General features: G+C 66.9%; 15 protein-coding genes. 12 read left to right on the forward strand and 3 right to left on the reverse strand.

Features of this window, described 5'->3' with window-relative positions:
* The first annotated feature begins 183 nt into the window (after positions 1-183).
* Positions 184-1404 carry an RNA polymerase-binding protein DksA gene (dksA, locus tag M2299_RS09535; RefSeq protein WP_100436684.1) on the forward strand — a complete coding sequence of 407 codons (1221 nt, stop codon included), beginning with the start codon at positions 184-186 and terminating at the stop codon, positions 1402-1404.
* A gap of 648 nt (positions 1405-2052) precedes the next feature.
* Here the strand turns inward: dksA and M2299_RS09540 are convergent.
* The 3 genes from M2299_RS09540 to cysS are packed head-to-tail and all read right to left on the reverse strand — an operon-like array spanning position 2053 to position 5181.
* The gene (locus M2299_RS09540; protein ID WP_032978720.1) at positions 2053-3300 is read right to left on the reverse strand and encodes an MFS transporter; all 1248 of its coding nucleotides are present in this window, start codon (positions 3298-3300) and stop codon (positions 2053-2055) included.
* Positions 3297-3749, reverse strand: coding sequence for a SufE family protein (locus M2299_RS09545; RefSeq protein ID WP_093820487.1), 453 nt, complete (start codon positions 3747-3749; stop codon positions 3297-3299). Before M2299_RS09545 ends, M2299_RS09540 begins: the two co-directional genes overlap by 4 nt.
* A gap of 55 nt (positions 3750-3804) precedes the next feature.
* Positions 3805-5181 (reverse strand): cysteine--tRNA ligase, encoded by a 1377-nt coding sequence (gene cysS, locus M2299_RS09550; protein ID WP_099843096.1) that lies wholly within the window; start codon positions 5179-5181, stop codon positions 3805-3807.
* A gap of 187 nt (positions 5182-5368) precedes the next feature.
* Between cysS and M2299_RS09555 the strand changes: the two genes are divergently transcribed.
* The 11 genes from M2299_RS09555 to M2299_RS09605 all read left to right on the forward strand — a co-directional run bounded on the left by M2299_RS09555 (position 5369) and on the right by M2299_RS09605 (position 16761).
* A complete protein-coding gene (locus M2299_RS09555) occupies positions 5369-5932 on the forward strand; it encodes a hypothetical protein (RefSeq protein WP_025876420.1) in 564 nt (187 codons plus the stop codon).
* Positions 5933-6261: 329 nt separating this feature from the next.
* Entirely contained in the window at positions 6262-7272 is a 1011-nt protein-coding gene (locus tag M2299_RS09560) for an N-acetylornithine carbamoyltransferase (RefSeq protein WP_025876421.1), read from the forward strand.
* A gap of 71 nt (positions 7273-7343) precedes the next feature.
* Positions 7344-8537, forward strand: coding sequence for an argininosuccinate synthase (locus tag M2299_RS09565; protein WP_093820483.1), 1194 nt, complete (start codon positions 7344-7346; stop codon positions 8535-8537).
* 146 nt (positions 8538-8683) lie between these two features.
* Complete coding sequence (locus tag M2299_RS09570; RefSeq protein ID WP_099843092.1) at positions 8684-9772, forward strand: acetylornithine deacetylase; 1089 nt, start codon at positions 8684-8686, stop codon at positions 9770-9772.
* Positions 9773-9846: 74 nt separating this feature from the next.
* Entirely contained in the window at positions 9847-11175 is a 1329-nt protein-coding gene (locus M2299_RS09575; protein WP_099784824.1) for an acetylglutamate kinase, read from the forward strand.
* Positions 11176-11180: 5 nt separating this feature from the next.
* Positions 11181-11780, forward strand: coding sequence for a GNAT family protein (locus M2299_RS09580; RefSeq protein ID WP_099843090.1), 600 nt, complete (start codon positions 11181-11183; stop codon positions 11778-11780).
* Between the two features lie 10 nt (positions 11781-11790).
* A complete protein-coding gene (gene argC, locus M2299_RS09585; RefSeq protein WP_093820477.1) occupies positions 11791-12747 on the forward strand; it encodes an N-acetyl-gamma-glutamyl-phosphate reductase in 957 nt (318 codons plus the stop codon).
* A 19-nt stretch (positions 12748-12766) separates the two neighbouring features.
* Entirely contained in the window at positions 12767-14062 is a 1296-nt protein-coding gene (argH, locus tag M2299_RS09590) for an argininosuccinate lyase (protein ID WP_033831569.1), read from the forward strand.
* Complete coding sequence (locus M2299_RS09595; protein ID WP_033831568.1) at positions 14062-14325, forward strand: YciI family protein; 264 nt, start codon at positions 14062-14064, stop codon at positions 14323-14325. Before argH ends, M2299_RS09595 begins: the two co-directional genes overlap by 1 nt.
* 10 nt (positions 14326-14335) lie before the next feature.
* A complete protein-coding gene (proB, locus tag M2299_RS09600) occupies positions 14336-15493 on the forward strand; it encodes a glutamate 5-kinase (RefSeq protein WP_025876437.1) in 1158 nt (385 codons plus the stop codon).
* Positions 15490-16761 (forward strand): glutamate-5-semialdehyde dehydrogenase, encoded by a 1272-nt coding sequence (locus tag M2299_RS09605; RefSeq protein WP_099843088.1) that lies wholly within the window; start codon positions 15490-15492, stop codon positions 16759-16761. The genes proB and M2299_RS09605 overlap by 4 nt, the downstream gene beginning before the upstream one ends.
* Positions 16762-16955 lie beyond the last annotated feature (194 nt).

The raw sequence follows: 16955 nt of genomic DNA on the forward strand, positions 1-16955 counted from the left end.
GCACCCCTCCAGGTGCCGGACAGGTTCCGTACCGCGCAAGGCGGTCCGTGTTCGTCGGACCGCACCTTGGACCCGTTGACTCCTGGACTGAATGGAGCGGGCCCCCAAGGTTGCTGCTGCGGGTCGGGTAGGCTATAAAGGCCCGCTTTCCCGGGCCCCGGGGAATCCAAGGAAGAGCGTTTCGTGGCTGCTAAAAAAACTGCAAAGAAGGCCGTCAAGGCCGCCAAGAAAACCGCCAAGCCTGTTGTGAAGAAGTTGGCGGCCAAGCCCGTTGCCAAGAAGCCGGCCAGCAAGCCGGCGACCAAGGCGGCATCCTCACAGCCGGCGGCCAGGAAGGCCACCGCAAAGAAAGCGCCGGTGAAATCCGGCAAGCCGGCAGTGGCGAAGAAGCCCGCTGCGCCGGTCAAGGCCAAACCTGCCGCTGCCAGCAAGAAGGCGCCGGCGGTGAAGAAGGTTGCCAGCAAGGCTGCGCCGGTGAAGAAGGCCGCTGCCAAGCCGGCACCGAAGAAGCCAGCAGCCAAGCCAACGCCGAAGGCGGTGGTGAAGAAGGTTGCCGCCGCGCCTGCTGCCAAGCCGGCAGCAAAGAAGGTGGCGCCTGCCAAGCCGGCACCGGCCAAGAAGGTTGCCAAGAATGTCGCCCCGCCGGCTGCCAAGCCGACGCCGGCCCCTGTAGTGAAGTCCGCACCGAAGCCAGCTGCGAAGCCGGCCCCGGCCAAGTCTGTCCCGGCCAAGACCGCGGCAGTGGCGGCAGCCAAACCGGCCCCCAAGCCGGCCCCGGCCGCCGCTTCTGCAGCATCGACCGCCCCGCAATCCAAGAATCCCGTGCCCGTTTCGAAATCGCCTGCCAAAACCGCCGTGAAATCCGATTCCGCTCCGAAGACCGTGACCCGCCCCGTGGGCAAGGTCGCCGTGGCCGTTGCCGCCCGTTCGACGGCACCTGCGCCGCGCAGCAAGTACAAGGTCGTCGAATACAAGACCGACGAGGCCACTGGCCGCCCGATCCTGCCGGCAGGCTACAAGCCGGCCTCGGACGAGGAGTACATGAGCCCGCTGCAGCAGGAGTACTTCCGTCAGCGCCTGCAGAACTGGCGCGCCGACCTGGTGGAAGAGTCCAAGCAGACCATCGAGAACCTGCGTGAGGAAGTGCGTGACATCGGCGATGAAGCCGAGCGCGCGACCCGCGAAACCGAGAACTCGCTGGAGCTGCGCACCCGTGACCGTTACCGCAAGCTGATCGGCAAGATCGACAGCACCCTCAAGCGCCTGGAAGCAGGCGATTACGGGTACTGCGTGGACACCGGTGAAGAGATCGGCCTGGAGCGCCTTGAAGCGCGCTTGACCGCCGAGCGCACCATCGACGCCCAGGAGCGTTGGGAGCACCTGCAGAAGCAGCAGGGCGACTGATTCCGGTTCGTTGTGATGTCATGCAAAAAGCCCGGCTTCGGCCGGGTTTTTTGTTGGGTGATGGTTGGCTGCGTAGAGCGGCGCCTTGGTTGTTCCGTGAGCGAGCGGGCGGGTCACCCGGGCCAGGACACGCCGTAAACCCATCCCTGGGGGCTCGGCCGCGCCATCCATGGCGCGAACGGTCCTGGCCCGGGTGACCCGCCCGCTCCAGACAGTTCCCGAGTGCGGCCGCTGTAGAGCCGAGCCCACGCTCGGCTCAGGCCGAAGCCGGCGGGTAGGGAAGAGCAAGAACAAGAGCAAGAGCAAGAGCAAGAGCAAGAGCAAGAGCAGCTAAGCATGGCTTGGCTCTACCAGGAGCGGCCATGCGTATGCTCGCGGCTGTTGGGTCCGCCTTGTAGCGAGCCGAGCACCGCAGGGGAATCAGGGGCGAAGAGGCGCCGCTGTTTGAGCGCAGCGAGTTCGGTGCCGTCCCCTGATTCACCGAGGAGCGCAGGGCACCGGTGCGCAGCACCGGCTCGCGGATGGCGGCGCGTTTCTTTGGTTACTTTCTTTGCGCGCGCAAAGAAAGTGACACCCCGCCGCGGTCGCGGAAAGCGCCCGCCGGGCATGGCCCGGCGCTACCGGCGCGTGTGCGCACGGAAATCCGCTCTATTGCAGATCGCGCAGATTCAATTTCCGCAGCGTCGGGTTCTTCCATGCAGTGACCCCGGCCACGCTCAGCACCGCGAATCCGCCCAGTACCACCGCCGGTACCAGCCCCAGCACCTTGGCCATGGTGCCGGCATAGAACGCGCCCAGTTCGTTGGACGAACTGATGAAGATGCCGTTGATAGACGATACCCGGCCGCGCATCTCTTCCGGCGTGGCCAGCTGCAGGATGGTGGAGCGGATCACTACCGACACGCCGTCGAAGGCGCCGTAGAACAGCAGGATCAACGCCGACAGCCAGAAGTGCTGGGACAGGCCGAAGCCGATCACGCACAGGCCGAAGCCGGCGACCGCGAACAGCAGCACCCGACCGGCATTGCGGTGCAGGGGGTGGCGCGCCAGCCACAGGCCCACGCACACCGAACCCAGTGCCGGCGCCGCGCGCAGGATGCCCAAGCCCTCCGGGCCGTGATGCAGGATCTCGTGCAGGAACGCCGGCAGCATCGCCACCACACCGCCCAGCAGTACCGAGAACATGTCCAGCGCCATGGCGCCGACCATGATCCGGTTGCCGACCACGAAGCGCGCGCCTTCGGCAATGCTCTTGAAGATCGGGGCGGCTGGGCCTGCATGCACCGGCTCTTCCACCTTCAGCGTGGCCAGGCAGCCCATCGCCACCAGCGCGAAGGCCGTGGCCACCGCATAGGACAGGCCCTTGCCACCGAAGCCGACCAGCACGCCACCCAGTGCCGGGCCGGCGATCATGCCGGCCTGGAACACCACGGCGCCAAGGCCGGCGCCACGGGCGAAGTGCTCGCGTGCCAACACCCGGGCGAACAGTGCGTTGTAGATCGGCGACAGGAAGGCGCGGACCATGCCGGTCAGTGCGATCGCTGCATAGATCGGCCACACGCCCTCAACCGGCAGCCAGCCCTTGGCCACGCTGGTCAGCACCAGCGCAGTGGCGACCAGGCCGGAACAGGCGACCATGCCCAGCTTGCGGCGCGGCAGATGATCCACCAGATAACCGGCGAACGGGGCCACGCAGAAGAACGGCAGCACCTCGGCCAGGCCGATCAGGCCCAGCGAGAACGGATTGCGGGTGACTTCGTAGATGTGCCAACCGACGGTGACCGCGACCACCTGGTAGGACAGCATCGCGAAGATGCGATACGCCAGCAGCCTGGCGAAACCGGGTCGGGACAGCAGGCCCAGCGCGGTGTCTTCGGCCGTGGCGGGCTCGCTCACGACGGATCGCGCTGCAGCTGGGCCTGCGCGGTCTCGCGGATGAACGCCAGCATCGCCGCCACGCCGTTGCTGCGGGTCGGCGACAGGTGGCGGGCCAGACCGATGTCCTGGATATAGCTGGGTTCGGTGGCCAGGATCTCCTGCGCGCTGCGCCCGGAGTACACGCGCAGCGCCAGGAAGATCAGGCCGGAAACGATGGCCGAATCGCTGATGGCGTGGAAGCGCAGCGACTGCGCGTTGCCTTCCGGCACGATCCAGACCATCGACTGGCAACCGAGCAGGCGGTGCTCTTCGGTCTTCCACGCGTCCGGGAAGGCGGGCAGCTTGCGGCCGAGGTCGATCAGGTACTGGTAGCGCTCGGACCAGTCGCCGAAGAAACCGAATTCCTCGGCGATGGCCGTCTGTGCCTCGGCGGCGGTGGGTTCAAGCGGGAACGGGGAGTCGATCACAACAGTCTCTACAGTAGGGAGCGTGGCCGGCGGACCGGCCACGGGGCAGGGCAGGTCAGCCGCGCTTGCGCGACCAGCGCACGCCCTGCGGGGTGTCTTCCAGCACGATGCCTTCGGCGGCCAGCTGGTCGCGGATGGCGTCGGAACGGGCGAAGTCACGTGCCTGCTTGGCTGCCGCGCGTTCGTCGATCAGGCCCTGGATACGCGCATCGTCGTCGCTGTCGCCGGCGGCGTTGCCGAACCATTGCGCCGGATCGGCCTGCAGCAGGCCCAGGGCGAGGCCGGCGCCAAGCAGTTCACTCTTCAACCGTGCGCGTTCGCCAGGATCGGTGGCGCGGCGCGCTTCACCGGCGATACGGGCCACTTCGGCCAGCGCCTGCGGCGTGTTGAGATCGTCATCCAATGCCGCTTCGATCTCTGCCGGGATCACCGCGGTGGCGGCAACGTCGGCCAGCTCGCGCAGGGTGCCGTACAGGCGGTCGAGGGTGCGGCCGGACTGTTCGATCAGCGCATCGGACCAGTCCAGCGGCTGCCGGTAGTGGGCCGACAGCAACGCCAGGCGCAGCGCCTCGGGGGCATGCCTGCGCACCAGGTCGTGGACGCGCTCGATGTTGCCGATCGACTTGCTCATCTTGGCGCCGCCGAAGTTGAGCATGCCGTTGTGCAGCCAGAAGCGCGCGAACACCTTGCCGCCGTGCGCGCACTCGCTCTGTGCGATCTCGTTTTCGTGGTGCGGGAACTGCAGGTCGACGCCGCCGGCATGGATGTCGATGGTCTCGCCCAGGTGCGCGGCGGCCATCGCCGAGCATTCGATGTGCCAGCCCGGACGGCCGCGGCCCCAGGGCGATTCCCAGCCCGGCAGGTCGTCGCTGGACGGCTTCCACAGCACGAAGTCGCCGGGGGCGCGCTTGTAGGGAGCGACCTCGACCCGGGCGCCGGCCAGCATCTCGTCCGGATCGCGGCGCGACAGCTTGCCGTAGCCCTCGAAACTGCCGACGGCGAACAGCACGTGGCCCTCGGCGGCGTAGGCATGCCCGCTGCTGACCAGCTGCTCGATCATGGTGATGATCTGCGCCATGTGCGCGGTCACTTCCGGCTCGATGTCCGGCGGCACCACGCCCAGCGCGGCCATGTCTTCACGGTAGGCAGCAGCGAAACGGTCGGTGATGGTGCTGATCGGCACGTCCTGCTCGCGCGCGGCGGTGTTGATCTTGTCGTCCACGTCGGTGATGTTGCGGGCGTAGCGCAGGGCACCGAAGCGCCGACGCAGCAGGTCGGCCAGCACCCCGAACACCACCGGCCCACGGGCGTTGCCGATGTGTACGTAGTTGTAGACCGTCGGGCCGCACACATACAGGGTCGGACAGGCCGGATCGAGCGGGGTGAACGGTTCGAGCTGGCGAGTCAGGTTGTTGTGCAGGCGCAGGGTCATGGGTCTGTGACTGGGGGACAAGCCTGTGATTTTAGAACGTGTCGGGGCCCTTTGGGGGGACCGTTGCCACCGGTGGACGTCACCGGCGGCCGGGGTGGGGTGGGCAGGAACGGCGCGGACGGGTAATGTTCAGCCCCTTGCGGTCACCACTGCCTACACTATTGCCGTGTCCCTGCTCCCTTCGCCAATGAAAACCACCGCGTTGCTGACCCTGGCCTGCCTGTCGGCGCTGCCCGCCGTGGTCCTGGCCCAGGAGGCCGAGCCGCGCAACCGGGTGGTGATCGTGGAGAACGTGAAGTTCGACTACGCCCAGGTGCTCAACGTGGAGCCGGTGTTCCAGACCCTGCGTGCCACCCGCACCGAGGAGCACTGCGAGCCGGTCTCGACCCGTACCCTGGCCCCGGTCAACGTCACCGGCGAGGAGCCGGTGGAGGACAAGGGCCGCATCGGCCGCCTCTGGGATTCGGTTCGCTCGATGTTCAAGCGCAGCGACGAGGAGGTGCTGGAGGAACTGCCGGCCGAAGCCCCCGCCCCGGCGCCCGCCAACACGGGCCCGATGCTGACCCGGGACTGTCGTATCGTGCCCGTCGGACGCGAGTTCCGCCGCCCCATCGCCTATGACGTGGACTATGTCTACAAGGGCACCAAGTACCGTTCACGGCTGCCGGAAGACCCGGGCAACCGGCTGAAGATCCGGGTTTCGATCACCCCCTGGGTGGGCCCGGAGCAGGCTGCCGCCGGCACCCCCTGATTCTGCGACGCCGGCCTCTTGCGCCGGCCCCGGCCGCATGTAAAGATTGCCGACCAATGAAGCTCACCGACTTCCAGCACGACAGCAGCGCCGCCCGCCAGGCCACTGGCATGACGTCGCGTGCCCGTCGACCGGAACCCCACATTCTCGCTGGGTAATCCGGAGCTTTCTGCTGTTCGTCCGAAAAAAACCCAGCCCGCCGGCTGGGTTTTTTCGTTTCCGCGTTCTGAAAGCTTCATCTGCAACCTTTTCGTACAACCCTGGTTCCCGGTTTTCCCTTCCACCTTCCACCGCGTCGACCCTCGGCGCCGCTCATGCAAGGAATGATGATGTCCCCCAAGCACTTCCTGAACACCCAGGACTGGAGCCGCAGCGAACTTGACGCGCTGCTGACCCAGGCTGCGCTGTTCAAGCGCAACAAGCTCGGCGACCAGCTCAAGGGCAAGTCGATCGCGCTGGTGTTCTTCAATCCGTCCATGCGCACCCGCACCAGTTTCGAGCTGGGCGCGTTCCAGCTCGGTGCCCACGCAGTGGTGCTGCAGCCGGGCAAGGATGCATGGCCGATCGAGTTCAACCTCGGCACGGTGATGGACGGCGATACCGAAGAGCACATCGCTGAAGTAGCCAAGGTGCTCGGCCGCTACTGCGACATCATCGCCGTGCGCGCGTTCCCGAAGTTCGTCGACTGGGCCTACGACCGCCAGGACGTCGTGCTCGAGAGTTTCGCCAGATACTCGCCGGTGCCGGTGATCAACATGGAGACCATCACCCATCCGTGCCAGGAACTGGCGCACGTGATGGCCCTGCAGGAGCATTTCGGTACCCAGGACCTGCGCGGCAAGAAGTACGTGCTGACCTGGACCTACCACCCCAAGCCGCTGAACACCGCAGTGGCCAACTCGGCGCTGACCATCGCCACCCGCATGGGCATGGACGTGACGCTGCTGTGCCCGACCGCCGACTACATCCTCGACGAGCGCTACATGGGCTGGGCCGAGCAGAACGTGGCCGAGAGCGGCGGTTCGCTGAAGATCAGCCATGACATCGACAGTGCCTATGCCGGTGCCGACGTGGTCTACGCCAAGAGCTGGGGCGCGCTGCCGTTCTTCGGCAACTGGGAGCCGGAGAAGCCGATCCGCGACCAGTTCAAGCACTTCATCGTCGACGAGCGGAAGATGGCCCTGACCAACAACGGCGTGTTCAGCCACTGCCTGCCGCTGCGTCGCAACGTCAAGGCGACCGACGGCGTGATGGATTCGCCGCAGTGCATCGCCATCAACGAAGCCGAGAATCGCCTGCATGTGCAGAAGGCGATCATGGCTGCTGTTGCCGGCCGCTGATTTTCGTACGTCGTTCACGCATTCCAGACAATCCGCCGGGCATGGCCCGGCGCTACCAGGACATACCCCCCATGAGCAACAAAGACGTCGTTCTCGCCTTCTCCGGCGGCCTTGATACCAGCTTCTGCGTGCCGTACCTGCAGGAGCGCGGCTACAACGTGCATACCGTGTTCGCCGATACCGGCGGCGTGGATGACGAAGAGCGCGATTTCATCGAGAAGCGTGCCGCCGAGCTGGGTGTCACCAGCCACCAGACCGTCGATGGCGGTCCGGCCATCTGGTCCGGCTTCGTCAAGCCGTTCGTGTGGGCCGGCGAGGGCTACCAGGGCCAGTACCCGCTGCTGGTGTCGGACCGTTACCTGATTGTCGATGCCGCGCTCAAGCGCGCTGCCGAACTGGGCACCAACATCATCGCCCACGGCTGCACCGGCATGGGCAACGACCAGGTGCGCTTCGACCTGGCAGTGAAGGCCCTGGGCGACTACCAGATCATCGCGCCGATCCGCGAGATCCAGAAGGAACACACACAGACCCGCGCCTACGAGCAGAAGTACCTGGAAGAGCGTGGCTTCGGCGTGCGCGCCAAGCAGCAGGCCTACACCATCAACGAGAACCTGCTGGGCCTGACCATGTCCGGCGGCGAGATCGATCGTTGGGAAGCACCGGGCGAGGGCGCCCGTGGCTGGTGCGCACCGCGCGCCGAGTGGCCGGAACAGGCGCTGACTGTCACCCTGAAGTTCGTCGAAGGCGAAGCCGTCGAGCTCAATGGCAAGGCACTGCCGGGCGAGCAGATCCTGGCCCAGCTCAACAAGCTGTTCGCCCCCTACGGCGTCGGCCGTGGCGTGTACACCGGCGACACCGTGATCGGCCTGAAGGGCCGCATCGTGTTCGAGGCACCGGGCCTGGTCTCGCTGCTGGCCGCGCACCGCGCGCTGGAAGATGCGGTGCTGACCAAGCAGCAGAACCGCTTCAAGCCGGACGTGGCGCGCAAGTGGGTGGAACTGGTGTACGAAGGCTTCTACCACGACCCGCTGAAGACCGACATCGAAGCCTTCCTGAAGTCTTCGCAGGCCAAGGTCAACGGCGAAGTGGTGCTGGAAACCCGTGGCGGCCGCGTCGACGCCGTTGCGGTGAAGTCGCCGCACCTGCTCAACACCAAGGGCGCCACCTATGCGCAGTCGGCCGACTGGGGCGTGGAAGAAGCCGAGGGCTTCATCAAGCTGTTCGGCATGAGCTCCACCCTCTACGCGCAGGTCAACCGCTGAGCGGTTGACCACGCATTCCACCTTAACCCTGCGCCGTTGGCGCGGCGCACGCATTCCGGTAGCGCCGGGCCATGCCCGGCGGATGCTGGCAGCACGATATCCATGCCGGGCCATGCCCGGCGGAATTCCACAGGAACTGTTGATTCATGCTTGAACAGACGCTCGATCACCTGCAGGCACTGGTGTCCTTCGACACCCGCAACCCGCCGCGTGCGATCACCACCGGTGGCATCTTCGATTACCTGCGCGACAACCTGCCCGGGTTCAATGTGGAGGTGATCGACCATGGCGCCGGCGCGGTCAGCCTGTATGCCGTGCGCGGCACGCCGAAGTACCTGTTCAACGTGCATCTGGACACCGTGCCGGACTCGCCGCACTGGAGTGCCGACCCGCACGTGATGCGCCGCCTGGACGACCGCGTGGTCGGCCTTGGCGTGTGTGACATCAAGGGCGCGGCCGCGGCGCTGGTGGCGGCCGCCAATGCCAGTGATGGCGACGCGGCCTTCCTGTTCTCCAGCGATGAAGAAGCCAACGATCCGCGCTGCATCGCGGCGTTCCTGGCCCGGGGCATTGCGTACGAAGCGGTGCTGGTGGCCGAACCGACCATGAGCGAGGCGGTGCTCGCGCATCGTGGCATCAGCTCGGTACTGATGCAGTTCGCCGGCCGTGCTGGCCATGCGTCGGGCAAGCAGGATGCAGCCGCCAGTGCGCTGCACCAGGCGATGCGCTGGGGCAACCGCGCGCTGGACCATGTCCAATCGCTGGCCTCGGCACGCTTCGGTGGATTGACCGGCCTGCGCTTCAACATCGGGCGCGTGGAAGGTGGCATCAAGGCCAACATGATCGCACCGGCGGCGGAAGTGCGTTTTGGTTTCCGGCCGCTGCCGTCGATGGATATCGATGTGCTGCTGGCGACCTTTGCCGGCTTTGCCGAACCGGAAGCGGCGCTGTTCACCGAAACCTTCCGTGGCCCCAGCCTGCCGGCAGGGGATATCGCCGAAGCCGAGCACCGCCGCCTGCTGGCGCGCGACGTGGCCGACGCGCTGGACCTGCCGATCGGCAACGCGGTGGACTTCTGGACCGAGGCGTCGCTGTTCTCGGCCGGTGGCTACACCACGATGGTGTTCGGCCCGGGCGACATCGCCCAGGCCCACACCGCCGATGAGTTCGTGACGCTGGAGCAGCTGCAGCGCTACACCGATGCCGTACACCGGATCATCGCCGCCGGCGCCTGATCGACCCACAACGCCGCTGCGCTTCTGCGCGGCGGAACTGCAACGCGGCGACCGCCGCCTGTGACGAAACCGAAATGTCTCCTGCCCTCCAGCCCCACCGCCAGACCCGCCAGACCATCGTGCGCCTGCTTTCGAGCATGGCCAGCGCGAAGGAGATCAGCCAGTACCTCAAGCGATTTTCGCAGCTGGACGCCAAGCGCTTCGCCGTGGTCAAGGTCGGCGGCGCGGTGCTGCGCGACGATCTCGACGCGCTGACCTCCTCGCTGTCGTTCCTGCAGGAAGTCGGCCTGACCCCGATCGTGCTGCACGGCGCCGGCCCGCAGCTGGATGCGGAACTGTCGGCCGCCGGCATTGAAAAGCAGACGGTCAACGGCCTGCGGGTGACCTCGCCGGAAGCGCTGGCCATCGTGCGCCGGGTGTTCCAGCAATCCAACCTGCGCCTGGTCGAAGCACTGCAGCAGAACGGCGCGCGCGCCACCTCCATCACCGGCGGCGTGTTCGAGGCGGAGTACCTGGACCTGGATACCTACGGCCTGGTCGGCGAGGTGAGGAAGGTCAACCTGGCGCCGATCGAGGCCAGCCTGCGTGCCGGCTCGATCCCGGTCATCACCAGCCTGGGCGAGACCGCCGGTGGGCAGATCCTCAACGTCAATGCCGACTTCGCCGCCAACGAGCTGGTGCAGGAGCTGCAGCCGTACAAGATCATCTTCCTGACCGGTACCGGCGGCCTGCTGGACGAGCAGGGCAGCGTGATCGATTCGATCAACCTGTCCACCGAGTACGACCACCTGATTGCACAACCGTGGATCCACGGTGGCATGAAGGTGAAGATCGAACAGATCAAGTCCCTGCTGGACCGGTTGCCACTGGAATCGTCGGTGTCGATCACCCGGCCGGCCGACCTGGCCAAGGAACTGTTCACCCACAAGGGCTCGGGAACGCTGGTGCGCAAGGGCGAGAAGGTGCTGCGTGCAACCGCCTGGAGCGAGCTGGACCTGCCGCGCCTGAAGGGTCTGATCGAATCCAGTTTCGGCCGCACCCTGGTGCCGGACTATTTCGAGAGGACCACGCTGCTGCGCGCGTACGTCAGCGAGAACTACCGCACGGCGGTGATCCTCACCGATGAGGCCGAGGGCGTGTACCTGGACAAGTTCGCCGTGCTCGATGATGCGCAGGGCGAAGGGCTTGGCCGCGCGGTCTGGAACGTGATGCGCGAGGAAACCCCGCAGCTGTTCTGGCGCTCGCGCAACGGCAACCCGATCAACCACTTCTACTACGCCGAGTCCGATGGCTGCTACAAGCAGGGTCATTGGAAGGTGTTCTGGTACGGTGCCGATGGCATCGACCGGATCAGGACCTATGTCGACCACTGCGCGGTGCGTGCGCCGAGCCTGGAGGGCTGAGCGCGATGAACCACGCAGACTGGACCCGGGTACCCACGTTGACCGGCACGCATGCGCGGCTGGAACCGCTGCAGATGAGCCACATCGATGGCCTGCGCGGCGCGTTGGGCGAAGGCGCGCTGTCCAGGCTCTGGTACACCCAGGTGCCCGATGCGAAGGCCATGACCTGCTATGTGCAGGCGGCGCTGCAGGCACAGGCCGAAGGCAAGGTGCTGCCGTTCGTGGTGTTCGATGCCAACGACCAGATCGTCGGCACCACCCGTTACTACGATCTGCAACCGGACGTACCGCGGCTGAGCATCGGCTACACCTGGTATGGCGAATCGGTGCAGCGCACCGGGGTCAACTCCGAAACCAAGCTGATGCTGCTCAGCCATGCCTTCGAGCGGCTGGAATGCCTGAGCGTGGTGTTTGAAACCAGCTGGTTCAACTTCACCTCGCGCACCGCGATCGCACGCCTGGGCGCCAAGCAGGATGGCGTGCTGCGCAATCACCGCCGGCATCCCGACGGCACGCCGCGCGACACCGTCATCTTCTCCATCATCGATGCGGAATGGCAGGGCGTGAAACGCCACCTGCAGCACCGCCTCGATTCGCACGCATGAGCACGCACGCATGAGCACTTCCTCCTCGTTCACCGTCGGCATCGTCGGCGCCCGCGGCCATACCGGCGCCGAGCTGATCCGCCTGGTGGCAGCGCATCCGAACCTGCAGCTGGGTTTCGTGTCCTCGCGCGAACTGGCCGGGCAGCGCGTGTCCGACCACTACCCGCAATGGCAGGGCGAACTGCAGTTCGAGAATCTCGACGCCGACGCCGTTGCCGCCAAGGGCGTGGACGCGGTGATCCTGGCCCTGCCCAACGGCCTGGCCGCGCCGTTCGTGGCGGCGCTGGAAACGGCGAAGCCGGACACGGTGATCGTCGACCTGTCGGCCGACTACCGTTTCGACAACACCTGGTACTACGGCCTGCCCGAGCTTACCCGCAGCCGTTACCGCGGACAGAAGCACATCAGCAACCCCGGCTGCTATGCCACCGCGATGCAGCTGGCGATCCATCCGCTGCTGGATCTTCTGGCTGGTCCGCCGCAGTGCTTCGGCGTTTCCGGCTACTCGGGTGCGGGCACCTCGCCGTCGGACAAGAACAACGTTGAACTGCTGGCCGACAACCTGATGCCGTACGCGCTGACCAACCACGTGCATGAGCGCGAGGTTTCCGTGCAGCTGGGCGTGGCGGTCGAATTCATGCCGCACGTCGCGCCGCATTTCCGTGGCATCACCCTCACCGCCAACCTGTGGTTGAACCGCGTGCAGACCCGCGAGCAGATCGTCGAGCGCTTCCAGCAGGCCTACGCCGGTGAAGCACTCATCGAGGTCGTGGACGAGGCGCCGTGGGTGAGCCGCATCGCTGGCCGCCACGGTGCCCAGGTCGGCGGCTTCACGCTCGCCCCGGGCGGCAAGCGGGTGGTGGTGGTGGCGACCCTGGACAACCTGCTCAAGGGCGCGGCCACCCAGGCCATGCAGAACCTCAATCTTGCGCTGGGCATCGACGAACTGACGTCGATCCCGCACTGAAACCGTACAGGAGCTCCCCATGGCAGACCTTCTTTGGCAGAAGCCAGGCGTCGCTGTCGATGCCCAGATCCAGACCTTCCTCGCTGGCGACGACGTGATCCTCGATCGCGAGTTCTTCCTGCATGACATTGCTGCCAGTGCCGCGCATGCGCAGGGCTTGCAGCACATCGGCATCCTCAGCGCCGACGAACTGGCCGGGTTGCTGCGTGAACTTGAGGTGCTGGCACAGGACTTCCGCGAAGGCCGTTTCGTGCTGGATACGCAGTATGAGGATGGCCATTCGGCGATCGAGGCACGGTTGACCGAGCGCCTTGGCGATGCCGGCCGCAAGATCCACACCGGCCGCAGCCGCAACGACCAGATCCTGGTCGCCACCCGGCTGTGGTTGAAGGAAAAGCTGCAGCGCGTGGCGCAGGTCAGCGCCGAAGTGGCAAAGGTGGCACTTGACCGTGCGCAGGCCGAGCAGCATCTGCCGATTCCCGGTTACACCCACATCCAGCGTGCCGTGGTGTCCTCGGCCGGCATGTGGTGGGCCGGTTGGGCCGAAGCCTTCATCGACAACGCCGTGCGTGCCCGCGATACCCATGCACTGGTCGATGCCAATCCGCTTGGCACCGCCGCCGGTTACGGCGTGAACCTGCCGCTGGATCGCGAGCACACCACCGCCGCGCTCGGCTTTGCGCGCATGCAGATCTCGCCCATCTACGCGCAGCTGTCGCGTGGCAAGTTCGAACTGGCCGCGCTGGAAGCGCTGGGCGGTGCCACCCTGGACCTGCGCCGCATTGCCTGGGACCTGTCGCTGTTCACCAGCGCCGAATTCGGTTTCGTCGCGTTGCCGGCGCAGTACACCACCGGCAGTTCGATCATGCCCAACAAGCGCAATCCGGACGTGATCGAGCTGATGCGCGCGACCCATGCCAGCGTCGCCGCTGCACGCACCGAAATCGAGCAGCTGCTGTCGCTGCCGTCGGGCTACCACCGCGACCTGCAGTCGTCCAAGGGCGCCATCTTCCACGGCTTCGGGCGCGGCCTGGCCGCGCTTGAACTGCTGCCGGCGCTGCTGGCCAACCTGGAATGGCGCGATGACAAGCTGCGTGCAGCGATCGATTCGGGCATGTATGCCACCGATGTCGCGGTGGAAGCTGCGGTAGCGGGCGTACCGTTCCGCGAGGCCTACAAGGCTGCTGCTGCCGGTGCCGACAGTGCAGGGCAGGGGCGCACGCCGGAAGGCAGCCTGGCGGCGCGCGTATCGCCGGGTTCGGCGTCGGACCTGCGCCTGGATGAACTGCGCGCGCGCTGGCAGGCGCTGTCCTGATGGCCGGCACCGTCTACCTGGTGCTGGCGATGCGCCTGCCGGGCTTCAACGACGCCGTGGTGCAGCCGCACCGCGACTTCCTCGATGCGTTGCAGGCCGAGGGCCGGCTGCAGCTGACCGGCGGCTTTGCCGACGGCAGTGGTGGCGCCTATGTGCTGTGCAACCTCGACAGCCTCGCGCAGGCGCAGGCCATCGTCGCCACAGATCCGCTGGTGACGATGCAGGCATCGGCGCTGAGCGTCCATGAATGGAATACCCGCTGAGGCGCCCCTGATGACTGTCCACGCCGCCCACGTTGCATCGCCGTTCCCCGAACAAGCGCTGCCGTCGTGGCGGCGCGCCGTGCTCAAGGTCGGCAGCAGCCTGCTGGCCGCCGACGGTGGTGGCCTGTCGCCGCGCCACGCGCTGGGCCTGGCCCAGTTCGTTTCGGCCAACGTGCTGGCCGGGCGCGAGGTCGTCATCGTCTCCTCCGGCGCGGTCGCTGCCGGCCGCGCGATCCTGCCCCGGGCCGATGAACCCGGTGCGGCGATGGCGGCGCGGCAGGCGTTGGCGGCCCTGGGCCAGGCGCAGCTGATCGGTCTGTGGCAGCGCTTCTTCGAGCGCCCGGTGGCGCAGGTGCTGCTGACCCATGACGATCTGCGCAACCGCCGCCGCTATCTCAATGCGCGGGCAACCCTCAACGAGCTGCTGCGGCTTGGCGCGCTGCCGGTGGTCAACGAGAACGACACCGTTTCGGTGGATGAGCTCAAGCTCGGTGACAACGACAACCTGGCCGCGACGGTGGCAGCGCTGGTCGATGCCGATGCACTGTTCATCGCCACCGACATCGACGGTCTCTACAGTGCCGATCCGCGCACGCATGCCGATGCGCGGCCACTGCATGAAGTGGCCGAGTTGAACGATGCCGTGCTGGCGATGGCTGGCGGCGCCGGTTCGGTCGCCGGTACCGGCGGCATGCGCACCAAGCTGGAGGCCGCAGCCAAGGCCGGCCGTGTCGGCATCGAAACCTACCTGTTCAATGGCCGCAGCGGCGAGGTGGTGCGCGCGCTGGCGCAGGATCGCCTGTTCGGTACCCGTATCCATGCAGCACGCAGCCGTGAGGCGGCCCGCAAGCACTGGCTGCGCCACGCTCCGCTCGCCGAAGGCGCGATCCTGATCGATGCCGGCGCCGCCCAGGCGATGCGCGAGAAGGGGGCCTCGCTGTTGCCCGGTGGCATCACCGGTGCCGACGGCGCGTTCCGGCGCGGTGACATGGTGCAGGTATGCTGGAACACCGACGCCGGCCGGGTGTGCGTGGCCCGTGGTGTGAGCCAGTACGCCGCCGATGACGTGCGCCGCATTGCCGGCCGCCACACCCGCGACATCCAGACCGTGCTCGGCTACAACTACGGCGGTACCGTCGTCCATCGCGACGATCTGGTGCTGCCATGAACCCACTGCAGGATATGCCGATGAGTGAAATCGAATCGCAGGCCCGTGCCTGCCGCGACGCGGCCCAGGTGGTTGCCGGCCTGGACAGCGATGCGCGCAGGGCACTGCTGCAGGCGATGGCGCAGGCGCTGGAGGTCAATGCCGGACAGATTCTTGCAGGCAATGCACGCGACCTGGCCGCCGCCCGCGACAAAGGCGTGGGCAGCGCGATGCTCGACCGCCTGGCACTTGACCCCGCGCGCCTGCTGGCGATGGCCGACGCCGTGCGCGAGGTGGCCGGCCTGCCGGACCCGGTCGGGCAGGTGACCCGCGACGACGTGCGTCCGAACGGCATCCGCGTACAGAAGGTGCGCGTGCCGCTGGGGGTGATCGCGATGATCTACGAAGCTCGCCCGAACGTGACCGCCGAAGCCGCCGCGCTGTGCCTGAAGGCGGGCAACGGCGTGATCCTGCGTGGAGGCTCGGAGGCGATCCATTCCAATACCGCCATCGCCCAGGCGTTGGCGGGGGCATTGAAGGCCAACGGCGTGCCCCCTGCCGCTGTGACGGTGCTGACCGACCTGCGTCGCGAAGCAATGCTGGAACTGCTGCAGCTGCACGAACTGATCGACCTGGCCATCCCGCGCGGTGGCGAAGGCCTGATCCGCTTCGTCGCCGAGCACGCACGGGTACCGGTGATCAAGCACTACAAGGGCGTCTGCCACCTGTTCGTCGATGCCAGTGCCGATCTCGACAAGTCAGTCGATCTGCTGGTGGACGGCAAGTGCAGTCGCCCGTCCGCGTGCAATTCACTGGAAACCCTGCTGGTGCACCGGGACATTGCCGCAGCGTTCCTGCCGCGTGCTGCACAGGCGCTGGCCGAACGTGGCGTGCAGCTGCGCGCAGACGAGCGCGCGCAGCCATTGCTGCCGGGGAGCACCGCGGCCAGCGAAGACGACTATGCCGCCGAATTCCTTGATCTGGTACTGGCGGTCCGCGTGGTCGACGATCTTGATGCAGCGATCGCGCACATCCGTACCTATACCTCCGACCACACCGAAGTGATCGCCACTGAAGACGTAGCCAGTGCCGAGCGTTTCGTCAGCGCATTGCGCTCGGCGGTGGTGATGGTCAACGCGTCTTCGCGTTTTTCCGATGGTGGCCAGCTTGGCCTCGGCAGCGAGATCGGCATCTCCACCACGCGCCTGCATGCCTATGGCCCGATGGGGCTGGAAGCGCTGACAGTCGAACGGTTCGTGGTACGCGGCGAAGGCCAGGTCCGAAGGTAGGGTCACAGCCGGGCTGCGCCCGGCACCCGCAGAGGCCACGGCAACAGCGGAAGCAACCGCAAATGCAACGGCAACGGCAACAGCGGGGTTCCTGCGGGATGGCGGGGTGGGGGGGGGGGGGGGGGGGGGGGGGGGGCCCCCCCCGGGGGGGGGGGGGGGGGGGGCCCCCCGCCGGCCCCCCCCCCCCCCCCCCC

Origin of the sequence: Stenotrophomonas sp. 1278, assembly GCF_029892765.1 — a bacterium.
GTDB lineage: Bacteria > Pseudomonadota > Gammaproteobacteria > Xanthomonadales > Xanthomonadaceae > Stenotrophomonas > Stenotrophomonas indicatrix.